16 protein-coding genes and 1 rRNA gene are annotated in these 16,023 nt (G+C 40.1%); 5 read left to right on the top strand and 12 right to left on the bottom strand.

Features of this window, described 5'->3' with window-relative positions:
- The first annotated feature begins 112 nt into the window (after window positions 1–112).
- The 3 genes from rrf to fsa all read left to right on the top strand — a co-directional run bounded on the left by rrf (window position 113) and on the right by fsa (window position 1,873).
- Window positions 113–221: ribosomal RNA gene (gene rrf, locus F565_RS0118290) — 5S ribosomal RNA — on the top strand.
- A gap of 153 nt (window positions 222–374) precedes the next feature.
- The gene (locus F565_RS0118285) at window positions 375–1,178 is read left to right on the top strand and encodes an SDR family oxidoreductase (protein WP_020214694.1); all 804 of its coding nucleotides are present in this window, start codon (window positions 375–377) and stop codon (window positions 1,176–1,178) included.
- Between the two features lie 38 nt (window positions 1,179–1,216).
- Window positions 1,217–1,873, top strand: coding sequence for a fructose-6-phosphate aldolase (gene fsa, locus F565_RS0118280; protein ID WP_020214693.1), 657 nt, complete (start codon window positions 1,217–1,219; stop codon window positions 1,871–1,873).
- Between the two features lie 58 nt (window positions 1,874–1,931).
- On the opposite strand, the gene F565_RS0118275 is transcribed toward fsa, so the two are convergent.
- The 6 genes from F565_RS0118275 to F565_RS0118250 form a co-directional block, all read right to left on the bottom strand.
- Window positions 1,932–3,815, bottom strand: coding sequence for a monovalent cation:proton antiporter-2 (CPA2) family protein (locus tag F565_RS0118275; protein ID WP_020214692.1), 1,884 nt, complete (start codon window positions 3,813–3,815; stop codon window positions 1,932–1,934).
- A 4-nt stretch (window positions 3,816–3,819) separates the two neighbouring features.
- A complete protein-coding gene (locus F565_RS0118270) occupies window positions 3,820–4,422 on the bottom strand; it encodes an NAD(P)H-dependent oxidoreductase (protein WP_020214691.1) in 603 nt (200 codons plus the stop codon).
- Window positions 4,423–4,523: 101 nt separating this feature from the next.
- Window positions 4,524–5,876: an adenylosuccinate lyase gene (gene purB / locus F565_RS0118265; protein WP_020214690.1), complete on the bottom strand. Its 1,353-nt coding sequence runs from the start codon at window positions 5,874–5,876 to the stop codon at window positions 4,524–4,526.
- A 717-nt stretch (window positions 5,877–6,593) separates the two neighbouring features.
- Window positions 6,594–7,280 carry an SIR2 family NAD-dependent protein deacylase gene (locus tag F565_RS0118260; protein ID WP_020214689.1) on the bottom strand — a complete coding sequence of 229 codons (687 nt, stop codon included), beginning with the start codon at window positions 7,278–7,280 and terminating at the stop codon, window positions 6,594–6,596.
- 558 nt (window positions 7,281–7,838) lie between these two features.
- Window positions 7,839–8,621 carry an anti-sigma factor gene (locus tag F565_RS0118255; protein ID WP_020214688.1) on the bottom strand — a complete coding sequence of 261 codons (783 nt, stop codon included), beginning with the start codon at window positions 8,619–8,621 and terminating at the stop codon, window positions 7,839–7,841.
- Window positions 8,621–9,151 carry an RNA polymerase sigma factor gene (locus F565_RS0118250; RefSeq protein WP_020214687.1) on the bottom strand — a complete coding sequence of 177 codons (531 nt, stop codon included), beginning with the start codon at window positions 9,149–9,151 and terminating at the stop codon, window positions 8,621–8,623. The genes F565_RS0118255 and F565_RS0118250 overlap by 1 nt, the downstream gene beginning before the upstream one ends.
- 55 nt (window positions 9,152–9,206) lie before the next feature.
- On the opposite strand from F565_RS0118250, the gene F565_RS0118245 reads away from it, so the two are divergent.
- On the top strand, window positions 9,207–9,872 hold the full coding sequence (locus F565_RS0118245; protein WP_020214686.1) for a TrmH family RNA methyltransferase: 666 nt from the start codon (window positions 9,207–9,209) through the stop codon (window positions 9,870–9,872).
- Here the strand turns inward: F565_RS0118245 and F565_RS0118240 are convergent.
- The 6 genes from F565_RS0118240 to F565_RS0118215 all read right to left on the bottom strand — a co-directional run bounded on the left by F565_RS0118240 (window position 9,869) and on the right by F565_RS0118215 (window position 14,468).
- Window positions 9,869–10,645 (bottom strand): carboxypeptidase-like regulatory domain-containing protein, encoded by a 777-nt coding sequence (locus F565_RS0118240; RefSeq protein ID WP_026300165.1) that lies wholly within the window; start codon window positions 10,643–10,645, stop codon window positions 9,869–9,871. The genes F565_RS0118245 and F565_RS0118240 overlap by 4 nt on opposite strands.
- Window positions 10,646–10,728: 83 nt before the next feature.
- Window positions 10,729–12,546 (bottom strand): DEAD/DEAH box helicase, encoded by a 1,818-nt coding sequence (locus tag F565_RS0118235; protein WP_020214684.1) that lies wholly within the window; start codon window positions 12,544–12,546, stop codon window positions 10,729–10,731.
- Window positions 12,547–12,645: 99 nt separating this feature from the next.
- The gene (locus tag F565_RS0118230; protein WP_020214683.1) at window positions 12,646–13,218 is read right to left on the bottom strand and encodes a non-canonical purine NTP diphosphatase; all 573 of its coding nucleotides are present in this window, start codon (window positions 13,216–13,218) and stop codon (window positions 12,646–12,648) included.
- Entirely contained in the window at window positions 13,215–13,724 is a 510-nt protein-coding gene (locus F565_RS22520; RefSeq protein WP_020214682.1) for a magnetosome magnetite crystal formation protein family, read from the bottom strand. Before F565_RS22520 ends, F565_RS0118230 begins: the two co-directional genes overlap by 4 nt.
- The gene (locus tag F565_RS0118220) at window positions 13,721–14,128 is read right to left on the bottom strand and encodes a DUF2752 domain-containing protein (RefSeq protein ID WP_020214681.1); all 408 of its coding nucleotides are present in this window, start codon (window positions 14,126–14,128) and stop codon (window positions 13,721–13,723) included. The genes F565_RS22520 and F565_RS0118220 overlap by 4 nt, the downstream gene beginning before the upstream one ends.
- A 4-nt stretch (window positions 14,129–14,132) precedes the next feature.
- Window positions 14,133–14,468, bottom strand: coding sequence for a TM2 domain-containing protein (locus F565_RS0118215; protein WP_026300163.1), 336 nt, complete (start codon window positions 14,466–14,468; stop codon window positions 14,133–14,135).
- Window positions 14,469–14,700: 232 nt separating this feature from the next.
- Between F565_RS0118215 and capB the strand changes: the two genes are divergently transcribed.
- Window positions 14,701–15,972: a cysteate-C-fatty acyltransferase gene (gene capB, locus F565_RS0118205; protein ID WP_020214678.1), complete on the top strand. Its 1,272-nt coding sequence runs from the start codon at window positions 14,701–14,703 to the stop codon at window positions 15,970–15,972.
- Window positions 15,973–16,023 lie beyond the last annotated feature (51 nt).

Below are 16,023 nucleotides of genomic sequence, written 5' to 3'. Positions count from 1 at the left end.
TTTCTAAATACTATTTTTTCTTTATCTCAGTATGTTAATATTATTAGTTTACGGTTTACAGTTCATAGTTAACGGTATACGCGTAAATCATTGTCCAAAGCAATGAACCTTTTAAGGTGATTATTGCGGCGGGGCTCACCTCTTCCCATCCCGAACAGAGTAGTTAAGCCCGCCTGCGCAGATGGTACTGCAGTTTGTGGGAGAGTATGTCATCGCCTTTCTTTTTAAAAGCCCTTTATCCGTATAGATAAAGGGCTTTTTGTTTTGTGTTATCCCAAAGATTTAAGGATGATTGCACATAAGTTACTTTGATTAATACCTAAACTTCAGTAATTTCGCTTTTAGTTACATACAATTAATCTTCAGCTAATAAAATGGGTAAAGTAGTTTTTATAACGGGCGGTTCATCCGGAATTGGTAAATCAATTGGAGAATTTCTTCATGTAAAAGGTTATAAAGTATATGGTACAAGCCGTAATCCTGATAAAGTGACAGGTTCTTTATTTCCATTAGTAGCACTGGATGTCCGTATTTCTGAAAGCATTAAAACAGCTGTTGCACAGGTTATTAATAAAGAAGGTTCTATAGACATACTGATAAATAATGCGGGTGTAGGTATTACGGGCCCGCTTGAGGAAATACCGGCTGAAGAAATAAGAAATAATTTTGAAACCAATCTTTTTGGGCCAATAGAGGTGATGAAAGCTGTATTACCCCAAATGCGTATTCAAAAAAGCGGATTAATTATTAATGTAACCTCAATAGCAGCGTATATGGGTTTGCCTTACAGGAGCGTTTACTCAGCATCGAAAGGGGCGTTAGAACTCATTACAGAAGCGTTACGCATGGAGGTAAAAAACTTTGGCATTACAATTACAAGTGTAGCACCGGGTGATTTTGCTACAAATATTGCTGCCGGGCGTTACCACGCACCCTTACTTAAGAGTTCTCCATACGAAATTCCTTATGGGGCAACTTTAAAAATGATGGATTCCCATGTTGATGCCGGCAGCAATCCGTTAGAAATGGCAGAGGCCGTTTACAGCATTATAAAAACACATAACCCTAATGTTCATTATAAAGTGGGTGTTTTTATGCAAAAATTCTCAATAGTACTTAAAAGGATCTTACCTGATAAAGTGTATGAAAAAATGCTGATGAACCATTATAAATTGTAGTTTTGCGCAAATTTTCACACAACAAATACTCATAACAAATGAAATTTTTTATTGACACGGCAAACCTTGCCCAAATTAAAGAGGCCCAGGAAATGGGAATACTTGATGGTGTAACTACAAATCCGTCGCTTATGGCTAAAGAAGGCATTAGCGGCAAGGATAACGTATTAAAACATTACGTTGATATTTGTAATATTAGTGATGGCGATGTAAGTGCGGAGGTTATAGCTACAGACTTTGACGGTATGGTGCGTGAAGGTGAAGAACTTGCCGAATTGCATGAACGTATTGTAGTGAAATTGCCAATGACAAAGGAAGGTGTTAAGGCTGCCAAATATTTCTCTGAAAGAGGTATTAAAACTAATGTAACCCTTGTGTTTTCTGCAGGGCAGGCATTGCTTGCCGCTAAGGCAGGGGCTACTTATGTGTCGCCATTTATTGGCCGCCTTGATGATATCTCTACAGATGGTTTACAGCTTATAGAAGATATTCGCCTTATATATGATAATTATGGTTATGAAACTGAAATTCTTGCAGCTTCTGTGCGTCATCCTATGCACATTATTAATTGTGCTAAGATAGGTGCAGATGTTATTACCGGGCCACTTTCTGCAATTGCAGGATTGCTTAAACACCCGCTTACAGATCTTGGCTTAGCCCAGTTTCTTGCAGACCATGCAAAAGCAAATCAGTAATATACTTATTCGATTTATACAGGAACCCGTACTTACAGTATGGGTTTTTTTATTTTAATTAAAAACCTTCTTCCTTTTCTTCTTTTTTAAGATCTGCACTTTCCCAGGCATGGTCATTAGCGCTAAGCTGCGCATACAGGTCTTCCCGGATTAATTGTTCCTGAATTTCAATTTCCTGCATAGTGCTCATAAGTAGTGCTTTTTTATCATGGCGTTTCTCTGCAAGCCTAAAGGTAGCTTCCTCATCGTATTTTATAAAGCGTTGTCCCTGTCTTGTAGCAGTATACCTGCGCTGCCCCATTTCTACAAGGGCATCTACGCCAAGATGCACGGCACTATACAAGTTTTCGCGGTAAAAATCATTAATGCCAATATTTACAAGTTCAAAAGCATCATTTCGGTTGCGGGCACGGGCAAATATTTTGAGGTGGGGATAGTGTTTTTTTATCATCTCTACCACCTTTAGGTTTACCCGTGGGTTATCTATGGCAGCAATAAATATTTTGGCATGTTCGCAGCCGGCAGCTTTTAATAATTCAAGTCGTAAAGCATCGCCATAATATACCTTAAACCCCATTTTACGCAACGATTCTACCCTGTCAGAATCCATATCAAGTACCGTTGCAGGTATACCGTTTGCCTTGAGCAGGCGGCCTATAGTACTGCCAAAATTTCCAAAACCAGCGATAACCACATCGTTCTGATCTTCCTCAATAGTATCATATTTCTTTTTAGACTGTCTTTCTTTTACTCCGAAGAAAGGGTCTATCCATTTTTCATTTATCAGCAATAAGAAGGGTGTACCTACCATGCTTATGGCAATAACAGCCATCATCTGGCTTGAAAGCACCGTGGGTATGAGGTTAAGCTGCACTGCAAATCCTAATATAACAAACCCAAATTCCCCTGCCTGACTAAGGGCAAAAGAGAAAAGCAGGTTTTGGTCGGAACTTTTTTTGTATATCCTGCCAACACCTAACAAAACAAAGAATTTTATGGTATTAAAAATGGTGCTGAAGATTATAATAAAAGCAGGGTCGGCCATGATAAGGCTAAAGTTTATAGAAGCTCCTACACCTATAAAGAACAAGCCTAAAAGCAATCCTTTGAACGGGGCTATATCTCCCTCAAGTTCATGGCGAAATTCACTGTTGGCCAATACCATCCCGGCAATAAAGGCACCAAGGGCGGGACTAAGCCCAACAAGCTGCATCATAAACGATACACCCATAACCAACAGCAGGGCAGATGCCGTAAATAACTCCTGCAGGCGTGTTTTAGCTACAATATGCAGCAACGGTATTATCAGGTATTTTCCGCCTAAATATACCAGGCCTATAGTACCAAAAACAATTGGCGTTTGCAGCCAGGCAGGCATGTGCGATATAATAGATTCGTTAATGCCTTTGTTATTAATATTCCCTTCTGCCAATAGCGGAAGTATTGCAAGTATGGGGATTACTGCAATATCCTGAAACAGGAGCACTGCAAAAGACGACCGCCCCATAGATGTTTTAGTAAGCCCTTTTTCTTTAAGAGTTTGCATTACAATAGCGGTAGATGATAGTGTTAATGCCAGTGAAATAACAAGTGTTACCTGCCACTCCCACCTTAAAACTATAGAGCAGGCTATAAACAGCACGGTAACTGTACCTAACAGTTGCAGCATGCCCATACCCACGATAACACGCCGCATTCGCCAAAATTTATAAGGGTCGAGTTCAAGGCCAATGAGGAACAGCATCATAACTACTCCAAACTCGGCAAAATGCATAATGTCCTGGCCCTCCTGGCCTATAAGGCCTAACACGTGCGGACCTATAAATATACCCGCAAAGAGGTAGCCCAGTATAGAACTAAGGCCAAGTTTCTTGGCTATTGGCACACAAATTACAGCGGCCAGCAGGTATATTATTGCCTGAAATAAAAGACTGTCTGACATGGCTTTATGTTATTTTGGTTACTATCCAGTCGTTAAAATATTTAAAGTTGGAGAGTTCTGCAAGTTGTATTTCCTTATTTTCAAGGTAATGCAGTGCCTGTCCGTATAACTCTCCATATTTTGTATAACTGTCTTCAGTCATAGAGTGGGTTCCGTGCACTACAAAGGGTGGCAGGTAATGCATATTACAAACTTTAGCCGTCTGGCAAAAAGGTTCCATTAGTTGTGGTATGGTAAAACGGTCTACGCCGGTGGCACAATAATTTTCTTTTTTACCACCGGTGGTAAGCGCCTGTAAAAGTAACTTGCCTTTTAGTGCCGTACCCTCCCTGCCGTATGCCCAGCCATGCTCTAACACGAGGTCTATCCATTGCTTTAACAACGGTGGGCAGCTGTACCAGTACATAGGGTGGTGCCAGATTATAATATCATGGAGGACCAATAATTCCTGTTCTCTTTTTACATCAATATCAAAATCCGGATACTCCTGATACAAGTCGTGAAACGTTATATTAGGAGAATCCGGGATATTGTTTACCAACGCATTGTTAGCGTTCGATTTCTCGAACAATGGATGGGCAAAAAGTATAAGGATCTTGGAGGGCATGTTGTGTCCTGTTTAAATTTATTGTTAAGTGCAGAGGCACTTATTCCAAAAATAAGCTATAATGCTTCTTTACAAATAAATTTAAACAGGTTTTAACATATTTATGGCATAATGCCAAGGTAATTTGCAGGTGTTATTTGCAGTAGCTCATTTCTTACATCATCAGTAACATTTAAGCCGCTAATAAACGCGTGCATCGATTCTTTATTGATAACCGTATTGGTACGTGTAAGGTCTTTTAGCGCTTCATAAGGATTTGGATAAGCTTCACGACGAAGGATAGTCTGAATTGCCTCGGCAACTACAGCCCAGTTTTTCTCAAGGTCTTCGGCAAACTTAGGTTCGTTTAGTAACAGTTTGTTAAGCCCTTTTAGCGTAGCTTCAAACGCTATGATGGTATGGCCTATGGGCACACCAACGTTTCTAAGAACAGTACTATCTGTAAGGTCACGCTGTAATCTTGATATCGGCAGTTTTGCCGAAAGGTGTTCAAACAAAGCATTGGCAATACCTAAGTTACCTTCAGAATTTTCAAAATCTATAGGGTTAACTTTGTGTGGCATAGCCGATGATCCTATTTCGCCTGCTTTGATTTTTTGCTTAAAATAGTCCATAGACACATACGTCCAGATGTCGCGGTCAAGGTCTATAAGTATGGTGTTGATGCGTTTAAGAACATCAAAAAAGGCAGCAAAATGATCGTAATGTTCTATTTGTGTGGTAGGGAACGAGTGTTTTAAGCCTAAAGTACCCTCAACAAAATCATTGCCAAATTGCCTCCAGTCGTTTTTAGGGTAGGCTACAAAGTGTGCGTTGAAATTGCCTGTAGCACCGCCAAATTTAGCTGCAAAAGGTACATTGTTAAGGTAACGAAGCTGCTCTTCTAAACGTTCTACAAACACAGCAATTTCTTTGCCCAAACGTGTAGGCGAAGCCGGTTGTCCGTGGGTACGGGCAAGCATAGGGATATCCATCCAGTCGGTACTAAGTTCTTTTAATTTAGAGATAACCGATATAAGCGATGGCATATACACTTTCTCGAAAGCATCTTTTGTAGAAAGCGGTATGGCAGTGTTATTGATGTCCTGTGAGGTTAAACCAAAGTGGATAAACTCTTTAAAGGCATCAAGGCCAAGGTTATCAAAAGCAGTTTTTATAAAATATTCCACGGCTTTAACGTCGTGGTTGGTAGTTTTTTCTATTTCCTTGATCTGAAGTGCATCATCGGTACTAAAATTCCTGTAGATGTCGCGAAGCGGCTCGTAGTTGTTTATAGATACGCCGGTAAGCTGTGGTAACGGAAGTTCGCAAAGCGCGATAAAGTATTCTATTTCTACAAGAACGCGGTATTTAATTAGCGCTTCTTCCGAGAAATATAAAGCTAATGGAGCGGTTTTGTTCCTGTACCTGCCGTCTATGGGCGATATGGCATTCAGTTCAGATAAGTGTTGCATAGTTGTGTTTAGTAAAAAATCCTATGCGCGCAAATATAAGGTTTTATGCTGATTAATGAAAATTAGGTTAGCCACGAATTGCACTAATTTTTGCGAATTTTAAGCAGATGTTTTGCGTTTGCAAATTTCCTTAATGAACTTTTTTTGCAAGGAACGATTCAACCTCTTTTGTGAAGGAGATTCTTTGACTTCGTTGCACTAAACTCCGAATGACACAACTTTAGGGTGGGGATTATATTGAGCTGTCATTTCGACGAAGGAGGAATTTATGTGCGTGAGATTCTTCGACTTCATTGCACTACGCTCAGAATGACATAGCTTTGGTATAGTGTTCAGGGTGAACTGTCATTCCGATGAAGGAGGAATCTCTTTGCGAGATTCTTCGACTTCGTTGCACTACGCTCAGAATGACACAGCTTTGGTGTAGTGTTCAGAGTGAGCTATCATTCCGACGAAGGAGGAATCTCTGTGCGTGAGATTCTTCGACTTCGTTGCACTACGCTCAGAATGACACAGCTTTGGTGTAGTATTCAGAGTGAGCTGTCATTCTGATGAAGGAGGAATCTCTTTGCGAGATTCTTCGACTTCGTTGCACTACGCTAAGAATGACATAGTTATGGTGTAGTGTTCAGGGTGAGCTGTCATTCCGATGAAGGAGGAATCTCTATGCTAGATTCTTCGATTACGTCGCTATACTCTTATAATGACGCACCGTAACTATATACTCCTCAACCTCCCCGCCACAACTTCCATTCCCTCGCTTGCCACCATTGGCACAACCTCAAGCGGATTCTTTAAATTGGGGATGCTTGCCGGTTTAGGGTCTATATAAAAAATGGGAGTGGTGCGCTTTGTGAAATCTATAAGTCCGGCTGCGGGGTACACCTGTAACGATGTGCCAATGACAATAACATAATCGGCCTGCTCTGTAATGTATGCTGCCTCTTCTATTGCGGGGACGGCCTCGCCAAACCATACTATGTGTGGCCGTAGCTGATGCCCATCGGTATGCAGGTCGCCCAGGTTAATGTCGCCGGTAAGGTCTATAATATCCTCTTCGTTATTAACGCTGCGTGCCTTTAGCAATTCGCCATGCAGGTGAATTACTTTGCTGCTTCCGGCACGTTCATGCAGGTCGTCTACGTTTTGGGTAATTATGGTAACGTCAAAATCTTTCTCCAGTTCGGCAGCAATAAAATGAGCCCTGTTAGGTTCCACTTCAAAAAGCTGGCGGCGGCGTTTGTTGTAAAAGTCGAGTACGAGTGACGGGTTTTTACGCCAGCCTTCGGGCGATGCCACATCCATTACATCATGGCCTTCCCACAACCCTCCCGAATCGCGAAAGGTTGCCACGCCACTTTCGGCACTAATGCCTGCCCCGGATAGTATAACGAGTTTCTTCATACCCAAATTTAGTAAAGTTTTTTATATGGAAAGCGATGGCGGTGATTATATATTGAGTGCACAGATATGAGTGAAGCTGTTCCCCTCTTGAGAGGGGTTAGGGGTGTGTTTAAACTAAATCTAAAAAAGAGTGCCGAAAAAAACACCTCCGCACTTTTAATATCTATGTTGCTGATACTTTTTAATTCTCTTCTTTTGTCTTAAAGCAAAAGAAGCAATCCCGATAGCTATCGGGACAAGGCTTGAACTTCTTATGCTACAAATTATAAGCTTCGGCTAAATCATTTGAACTCGCTACGCTCAAACAGCAAATGATTCTTGACGCCTCAACTTATAATTTGCTTAACGCAACGAAGTTAAGGCCTTAGCTTCACTCTGATTTTCTAACTCATAACTCAAAATATATTTTAATCTTTAAGATTTGTGTTACACGGTAATATCAAAAGGTTGAGCCGACCCAATACTGAATGCTTCTATATATAATTAGATATTGTCAAAAATGTAAACAAAAAAAGGAAGCCTGTTACGACTTCCTTCAATAAATTTTATATTATAGTACTACACTTTACCCAAAGTGTATAGCTGTTCAAGAGTAGGGGCAGGGCTACCACCCGCAGGCTCCAGCGTAATACCAAAGGCCTGTGCAGTTTCGTTGGTATCAATTTTAAACACCCCGTTTTGTAAGGTTGAGTCGTCTATTATACCAATACTTGTTGGCGTAAGCGGATCAAGCTTTAGTGCCCAAACCTGGTATACTTTTCCTGCCGGAGCTTTAGGCAACCCGGAAACATCTACATAGCTTTCCTTTGTGTTTTTGTTTACATACACTTTGGCATAAGCTTCGGGAGCGGCTTCCTGCCCCGCAAGGTTTACAGTAGTGCTGGCATTATCACGTATAACAGCAAGAGCTTTTTCTGCCTCAGCATTTTTCTTTTCTGTGCTGGCAAGCAGTTGCTCAAATTTAGATTTTTGTACGTTAACTGCCTCAACCTCTTTAGTAACCTCGTTATACTTGTAGTACTGGAACGCCAGGCCAAACATAAGTACAACTGCTGCTGCCCAGCCTATGTAAGGGTTCATGCCGCGTTTAGGTTCCAACTGAACCACGCCGCTGTGTTTTTCTATAAGTTTCTGGCGTATTTTTTCGTAATTCTCTGCCGAAAGATGTGGCGATACACCGTGAGAAAGGTTTATTACCGCTTTTTCTATAGAGAGTATTTCTGCACGTACACTTTCGTGTTTTTGTGCCAGCTCATTTACTTCGATGTTTTCCTGTTCAGACAAAAGCCCATACACGTAAAACTCAAGCGTGCCCGATGATATGTATTCTGTGGTATCCATTATTCCTGTAATATATTTCTTAATTCACCTATGCAATTCCTGTTTTGTGTCTTTACGGTACCCAGTGGTATTTCAAGCTCGTCCGAAGCTTCCTGTTGGGTATACCCTTTAAAGAAAAGCAGATCAATAAGGCGAATGCATTTAGGCTTAAGTTTGTTTATAAACTCCCTGATGCCTATAGCGTCTATCTTATTGGTAGCGGTTGTATTGTAATCAAGAATATGTACGAAATTGTCGGCAGAAAGGTTTTTTTTGCTGTTATTATGCCCCTTAGATCGTAGCCTGTCTATAGATGCATTTCGGGCAATATTCAGTATCCAGGTAAAAAAGCGGCCCTTGCCCTCGTTATAACTGTCTATGTTTTTCCATATTTTTACAAAAACGTCCTGTAATACGTCTTCACTTTCTTCTTTATCTTTTAAAAGATTAAATATTACCCCGTATAAGCTTTTAGAATACATGTCGTATAATGCTGTAAAAGCTTTACCGTCTTTTTTGTAAATTTGTTCGAGTAATTCTTCCTGTGTCATAACTAAGGTTTGGTACCCCCGAATATACTAAAAAGATTTTTAACAATAAAATATAATGAAAAATACATCAGACGCGGCTTATCTTGAATATATTGAAAATTTTATAACAGAAAACCGTCGTGACAATTTTATAAAGGTGTTGCAGGAGCGCACCAAACATTTTACCATTGCCATAGAAGATATTTTCCAGCTGCACAATACCAGTGCCGTGCTACGCACCTGTGAGGTTTTTGGCATACAGGAACTTAATGTTATTGAAGCAAAATACGGCAAAACCATAGATAAAGAAATTGCTATGGGCGCCCAAAAGTGGGTAGATGTTACACGTTATACCGGTACGCAGGAGTGTATAGATACATTAAAAGCTAAAGGATACCGTATTATAGCAACATCGCCGCATGATGATTCTGCTTTTATGGATGATTTTGATATTTCGCAACCCGCTGCTATTTTTTTTGGTACAGAAAGGCTTGGCCTTAGCGAAGAAGTTTTAAAGCAGGCTGATGGCTTTTTAAAAATACCTATGGTAGGTTTTACAGAAAGTATTAATGTATCATCATCTGCAGCTATAGTAATTCAAAACCTTACGGGCAGGTTACGCAAATCAGGTATTGACTGGAAATTATCTGATAAAGAAATGTTTGAAAAACGTATAGACTGGACCCAAAAAACAATAAAGGATATTGATTTTATTACAAAGAAATACCTGGAGCAGGATTAGTTTTTATTTACTGCTTTATATTCTTCATAACAGCCGCTTATGGCATCCATTATCTGGAGGTCGTTTGCGGTGGTTATAAACTGCTCAGAGTAATTGCAGCGTTCCAGTATTTCGGCAATTTCATTTTTATCAACGCCTAATAAAGCCGCAAGGGTTTCGCGGTCAAATTTATTGGCAAGTGCATTGCGAACAGTATCGTCTTTTTTCATTTCCCTAAGCCTGCGCATCTCTGTAGGCTTTTTGCCAAATACATTGTGCAAAAGGTCGGCAGGGTTAAATACAGAGCTTACAATCTTTTTAAAAGCATTAGGAGAGTTCTCACCACCTTCATAGCCCTGGTATAGGCCGGCAATGTTATAACGGTAATTTTCTTTTACAGGCGCCAGTTTAGAGTCTATTTGTAAATATCCGGTAAGGCTGTATTTATTAATAATTACCTCTTCCAGCGTATACGATCTCTCGGTTAACGGGATTTTTGTATTGGTAGCGTTTTTTATCCAGTCGTTTGTAACACGTACTTTAATAGACTGGTATCCTATAAACGATACGTGCAGGGTGTCGTTAGCATTAGCCTCTATTGTAAAATTACCTTTACCATCGGTAGTGGTGCCTTTTACTTTGTTAATGTTAATAATGCTTACGCCCGGTACCGGCAGTAACGTAATATCTGATACGATGGTACCTGTTACCGACTCCTGTTTTTGCGCATCTTTAGTTTGGGCAAAAACAGAAAAGGAAAGTATCGAAAATAAAAAAACTACAAAATATCTCATTATTTGTTTATGTTTTGTAAAAGTAATAAACAAACGCGATATTTTGTAGTTAGTATACATTGTATTAAAAAAATATTTTCTAATTAGCTTCTGCGAGGCCTCTTGCTGTCCCTTGCCGGGGCAGAGTCTGACCTGCGTGGAGGCCTGCTGCCAGAATTGCTGTCTCTTCTTGGAGCACCTTCACCACGTGGAGCGCGCGGGCCAAAAGATTCGCTGCGACCGCCAAAGCTGTTACCACGACCACCGCTGCTACGGCCGTTATGGTCCCTGCGGCCACCGCCACCGCCACCTTCGTTTTTAGAAATCTCTACATTAATACGACGGCCTTCATAATGCATGTTATTAAGGGTTTCAAGAACAGTGTTAGCATGTTCTGCATCGGTATTAAAGAAAGAGAAACCTTCCTTTACATCCACTTTAAATACATCGTCACGACCAAGGCCTAATGTATCGCGAAGGAAGTCTTTAAGGCTCATCCAGTCAAAGTTGTCACGAGACCCTATGTTAACAAAGTAACGGGTTGCGCCATCATTGCCACCATCGCCACGGGGAGCGCTTTCGCGTCTTTCGCCGGCAGATTGAGAAGATAGATCCCTGTTTTTCTTGTAGTAGCTAATAAACCTGTTAAACTCTACCGATACCATTTTCTTGATAAGCTCTTCTTTAGAAAGGTCTTTCATTACTTCATAAATGGCAGGAAGGTATGAGTCTATTTCGTGGTCTACCTCTACATCTTTAATCTTATTGGCTAAGTGGAATAACTGTATTTCACAGATCTCCATACCTGAAGGGATCGTTTTCTCAACAAATTTTTGCTGGATGATCCTTTCAATAGCCGATATTTTACGTATTTCGCTTTTAGTGATAATAACGATTGATGTACCCAGTTTACCGGCACGGCCTGTACGGCCAGAACGGTGGTTGTACGTTTCTATCTCGTCAGGAAGCTGATAGTTAACAACGTGTGTAATGTTATCAACATCTATACCCCTTGCAGCAACATCTGTAGCAACAAGCATTTGTATCTGCCTGCCACGGAACGATTTCATAACAGAGTCACGTTGTGCCTGAGAAAGGTCTCCGTGTAATGCTGCAGCACTGTATCCGTCTTCAATAAGTTTTTCTGCAACTGCCTGAGTGTCTCTTTTAGTACGGCAAAATACAACCGAGAAAATGTCCGGGTTAGCATCTGCAAGGCGCTTAAGCGCCTCATAACGGTCGCGTGCATTTACAAGGTAAAACTCGTGAGATACCGTAGATGAACCGGAGTTTTTATGGCCTACAGTTATTTCTAACGGTTTGCGCATAAATTCTTTAGCTATACGGGCAACCTCCTGTGGCATTGTAGCAGAGAATAACCATGTGCTCTTATCATCCGGCGATGTAGACAGGATATTTACAATATCGTCATAAAAGCCCATGTTAAGCATTTCATCTGCCTCATCAAGAATACAAAAATCAATTTTAGAGATATTTACAAGACCACGGTTTATCATGTCCTGCATACGGCCCGGGGTAGCCACAATAATTTGTGCGCCGCGTTTAATGTCTCTTGCCTGCTCTGTAATACTCGCGCCTCCATAAACGGCAACAGTGTTGATGCCTTTTATGTATTTTGAGTAAAGTTTAATTTCATTGGTAATCTGCAGGCAAAGTTCACGTGTTGGTGAAAGTATAAGCGCCTGTGTGTTTTTGTTATCCGGGTCAATTTTCTGGATAAGCGGAAAACCAAATGCAGCGGTTTTCCCTGTACCAGTTTGTGCAAGGGCCACAATATCTGTATCTTTTTCCAATAATAGGGGAATCGCTTTTTCCTGTACTTCTGACGGATTTTCAAATCCTAGATCGTTTATCGCCTTCAGAAGCGATTCATTCAATCCTAATTGTTCAAATTTATTCATATATGATTTTAAAATAGCTGCAAAGGTACTGTATATTAGCGATATATACTAATAGTACTAAGAGTTTTATTTTAATAAATCAATTTGATAATCAACGCGTTACCTTTTAATTAAATCTATGAGCTGTTTTACAGCCCTGCCGCGATGACTAAGTTGGGCCTTTTCATTAAGCGAAAGTTGTGCAAATGTAACGTTTAATCCTAAAGGCATAAATACAGGGTCGTAGCCAAAACCTCCTGTTCCTGCCTTGCTTAAAGTTATGTTCCCGTTTACAATACCGGTAAACAAATGCTGTTCTCCATTAAGGTTTAAAGCTATTACAGTTTTAAAGTTGGCCTTGCGGTTAGTGTTGCCATTAAGTTCTGTAAGAAGCTTATCCATATTGGCTTCGGCACTTTTTTCTTCGCCGGCATACCGTGCAGAATATACACCCGGGGCGCCATTTAGTGCGTCAACCTCCAGGCCGGTATCATCTGCAAAGCAATCGTAACCATAATTTTGTGTTACATAATTAGCTTTAAGTAGTGCATTGCCTTCTATAGTATCGGCAGTTTCGGCAATATCTTCAAGGCAGCCTATGTCTTCCAGACTAAGTAATTCTATATCTGCAGGCAGTTGGTGTCTTATTTCGAGCAGTTTATTTTTATTGTTAGATGCAAATACAAGTTTCATACTACGTAAGGGTCTTGGTTTTGTTTACTGGTAAGGGCATCGGCAAAGTTTGCAAGGATAAACCAGCGCACATTTTTGCCTTTTCTTACTTTGGCTGCGGTTATAATAACAGTGATAAACTCTGCAATGTTTAATAAAATAATTATTGTTATGTATAGTATAAAATATGCGGGGTTGTAAATAAAATTATCAGGCTCACCACTGTAGCCGCCTTGTAAGTTTATAAAGCTAATTGTAGTGTCGCTTGTAATTAGTGCTACAGCCCAACCAAAAGCAATGCTGTTAAAGGGTATCATTACGGCCTGTGCTAATATAGCCTGTATGCAGTGCCAGCGTACAAAATAAGACGACTTTCTATGCCCTGCATAATATATAAGAGAGGCAATGGTGTTAAATATTGGTAAAGGTAAACCTGAAATTACCGCTACAATTGCCATGAGGTAACTGTTAGAGGCCTGCTCCAGGTCGCTTGGGTATATAGTTTCCGGGGTGGTTTTATCTGTCATAATCCTTTATGTATATTCCATGCCCAGTTAGCGGCTATTAGTATAAAAAATAAAATAGCGATCCATGGAGTTTTTAAAACCTTCTCTGTTTTTTTATAACTATTGTATAAAGTGTTTTTTTTAAATGATACATCATACAATAACCATAAAGGGGTAATAGTCATAATAGCAGCTACAACAAGCCCAAGCGGGTTCATTAAAATTGCCGATGTTAGGCCGCCGTGCATTAATAGTAATACAGACCGCGTTACCCCACAGGAGGGGCAGGCTATACCGGTAGTGTTTTTAAAAATGCAGGGAGTAAAAGGATGGTTAAATATCCTTACGTACGATTCCCAAAGTACATAACTGTAACCTGCAATTAAACCTAAAAACAAAAAAAGGTATAGCCTGTTTCTTGTCATTGTGTTACAGGAACATTTGCAGTTTTTCCATATTCTTAGCTTTAGTAGCATCAGATATTAAAAACCAGTCTACTATAGCCCATATACCAAGGCCGCCGCATGTAAGCAATTTGCCTACACCCAGGCCTGTATCGCCAATTATAAAACGATCTATGCCAAGGCTTCCGGCAAATATAGATATTATAAGACTTGTGGTTGGGTCTTTAAGGTCGGCAGATTGTAGCAATGGCCATTTAGAGTCGTCTGCTACCTGTAGTCTTTCACGAATGTAATTAAGGTGTTTTGCCTGAAAATATTTGGCATTAGTCATTAAGAACATGTCAACTTTTTGTGAATCCATTTTTGGTATGTAATAAAGGTTGGTTAATAAAAAGGTAAAGCTATAAAATATTTTTTGGTGTGCAATATAAATCAATCATTTAGCGGTTTAAGCTAATTATGTTTGCTTATTATTTATTATATTAGTTTACAAGGCAGCACATTTGTTACAGCCTTTACACAAAAATATTATGACAGTAGCAATTTAATAATTACTTTTGGTGCGTTTTTAAACAAAAAAGATAACTTGGATTATGGTAAAAGATCTGTTTGAAAGGATTCAAAAAAATAAAGGCCCGTTAGGCAGATGGGCATCGCAGGCAGAAGGATATTTTGTATTTCCTAAACTGGAAGGCCCGCTTTCTAACCGCATGATGTTTCATGGAAAAGAGGTAATTAACTGGAGTATAAACGATTATCTTGGATTAGCTAACCACCCCGAGGTGCGTAAGGCTGATGCCGAAGCTGCTGCCGAATATGGCGCTGCTTACCCAATGGGTGCAAGGATGATGAGCGGGCACACTGACTGGCATGAAAAGCTGGAGCAGGAACTTGCCGCGTTTGTACATAAAGAATCGGCTTATCTTTTAAATTTTGGCTATCAGGGAATGGTATCTACTATAGATGCGCTGGTATCTAAAAACGATATTATAGTATATGATATGGATTCTCATGCCTGTATTATAGATGGTGTTCGCCTGCACATGGGCAAGCGCTTTACTTACAAGCATAATGATATTGAGAGTATAGAGAAAAACCTGCAGCGCGCTACTAACATGGCCGAAACTACAGGCGGCGGCATATTACTTATTACCGAAGGTGTTTTTGGTATGAGGGGTCAGCAGGGTAAGCTTAAGGAAATTGTTGCCCTTAAAGAAAAATATAACTTCAGGCTTCTTGTAGATGATGCCCACGGTTTTGGTACACTGGGTAAAACAGGTGCAGGAGCAGGCGAAGAGCAGGAATGCCAAGACGGTATAGATGTATACTTTAGTACATTTGCAAAATCTATGGCAAGTATAGGTGCATTTATTGCTGCCGATAAAGATATTATAGACTTTTTAAAGTATAATCTGCGTTCGCAGATGTTTGCCAAGTCGTTACCAATGCTGCTTGTTAAAGGGGCACTTAAACGTCTTGAATTGCTTAAAACTACACCGGAACTTAGAAGTAAACTTTGGGAGAATGTAGATGCGTTGCAAAATGGCCTTAAAGAAAGAGGTTTTAATATAGGCGATACCAATACCTGTGTTACACCGGTTTACCTTGAGGGTAGTGTGCCGGAAGCTATGGTTATGGTAAACGACCTTAGGGAAACCTATGGCATATTCCTGTCTATAGTTATTTATCCGGTTATACCTAAAGGAATTATACTTTTAAGGATGATACCTACGGCTGCACACACTATTCAGGATATAAACGAAACACTAAGCGCTTATGAAGCTATTCGTGAAAAACTTGAAAACGGTACGTACAAAGAAATAGCAAACAGGACTAAAGTAGACCTTGATGCTGTAGCAGAATAATATAACACAGTTTATATATACTAAAAGAGCCGTGCATTGCACGGCTCTTTG

It is taken from the genome of Flavobacterium rivuli WB 3.3-2 = DSM 21788, assembly GCF_000378485.1.
Taxonomy (GTDB): domain Bacteria; phylum Bacteroidota; class Bacteroidia; order Flavobacteriales; family Flavobacteriaceae; genus Flavobacterium; species Flavobacterium rivuli.
This window is presented reverse-complemented; position numbering and strand designations above follow the sequence as displayed.

Excerpts from the sequence above, each read along its gene's own strand:
- F565_RS0118285 (WP_020214694.1), top strand. The coding sequence starts at position 375 with ATGGGTAAAGTAGTTTTTATAACGGGCGGTTCATCCGGAATTGGTAAA.
- fsa (WP_020214693.1), top strand. The coding sequence starts at position 1,217 with ATGAAATTTTTTATTGACACGGCAAACCTTGCCCAAATTAAAGAGGCC.
- F565_RS0118275 (WP_020214692.1), bottom strand. The coding sequence starts at position 3,815 with ATGTCAGACAGTCTTTTATTTCAGGCAATAATATACCTGCTGGCCGCT.
- F565_RS0118270 (WP_020214691.1), bottom strand. The coding sequence starts at position 4,422 with ATGCCCTCCAAGATCCTTATACTTTTTGCCCATCCATTGTTCGAGAAA.
- purB (WP_020214690.1), bottom strand. The coding sequence starts at position 5,876 with ATGCAACACTTATCTGAACTGAATGCCATATCGCCCATAGACGGCAGG.
- F565_RS0118260 (WP_020214689.1), bottom strand. The coding sequence starts at position 7,280 with ATGAAGAAACTCGTTATACTATCCGGGGCAGGCATTAGTGCCGAAAGT.
- F565_RS0118255 (WP_020214688.1), bottom strand. The coding sequence starts at position 8,621 with ATGGATACCACAGAATACATATCATCGGGCACGCTTGAGTTTTACGTG.
- F565_RS0118250 (WP_020214687.1), bottom strand. The coding sequence starts at position 9,151 with ATGACACAGGAAGAATTACTCGAACAAATTTACAAAAAAGACGGTAAA.
- F565_RS0118245 (WP_020214686.1), top strand. The coding sequence starts at position 9,207 with ATGAAAAATACATCAGACGCGGCTTATCTTGAATATATTGAAAATTTT.
- F565_RS0118240 (WP_026300165.1), bottom strand. The coding sequence starts at position 10,645 with ATGAGATATTTTGTAGTTTTTTTATTTTCGATACTTTCCTTTTCTGTT.
- F565_RS0118235 (WP_020214684.1), bottom strand. The coding sequence starts at position 12,546 with ATGAATAAATTTGAACAATTAGGATTGAATGAATCGCTTCTGAAGGCG.
- F565_RS0118230 (WP_020214683.1), bottom strand. The coding sequence starts at position 13,218 with ATGAAACTTGTATTTGCATCTAACAATAAAAATAAACTGCTCGAAATA.
- F565_RS22520 (WP_020214682.1), bottom strand. The coding sequence starts at position 13,724 with ATGACAGATAAAACCACCCCGGAAACTATATACCCAAGCGACCTGGAG.
- F565_RS0118220 (WP_020214681.1), bottom strand. The coding sequence starts at position 14,128 with ATGACAAGAAACAGGCTATACCTTTTTTTGTTTTTAGGTTTAATTGCA.
- F565_RS0118215 (WP_026300163.1), bottom strand. The coding sequence starts at position 14,468 with ATGGATTCACAAAAAGTTGACATGTTCTTAATGACTAATGCCAAATAT.
- capB (WP_020214678.1), top strand. The coding sequence starts at position 14,701 with ATGGTAAAAGATCTGTTTGAAAGGATTCAAAAAAATAAAGGCCCGTTA.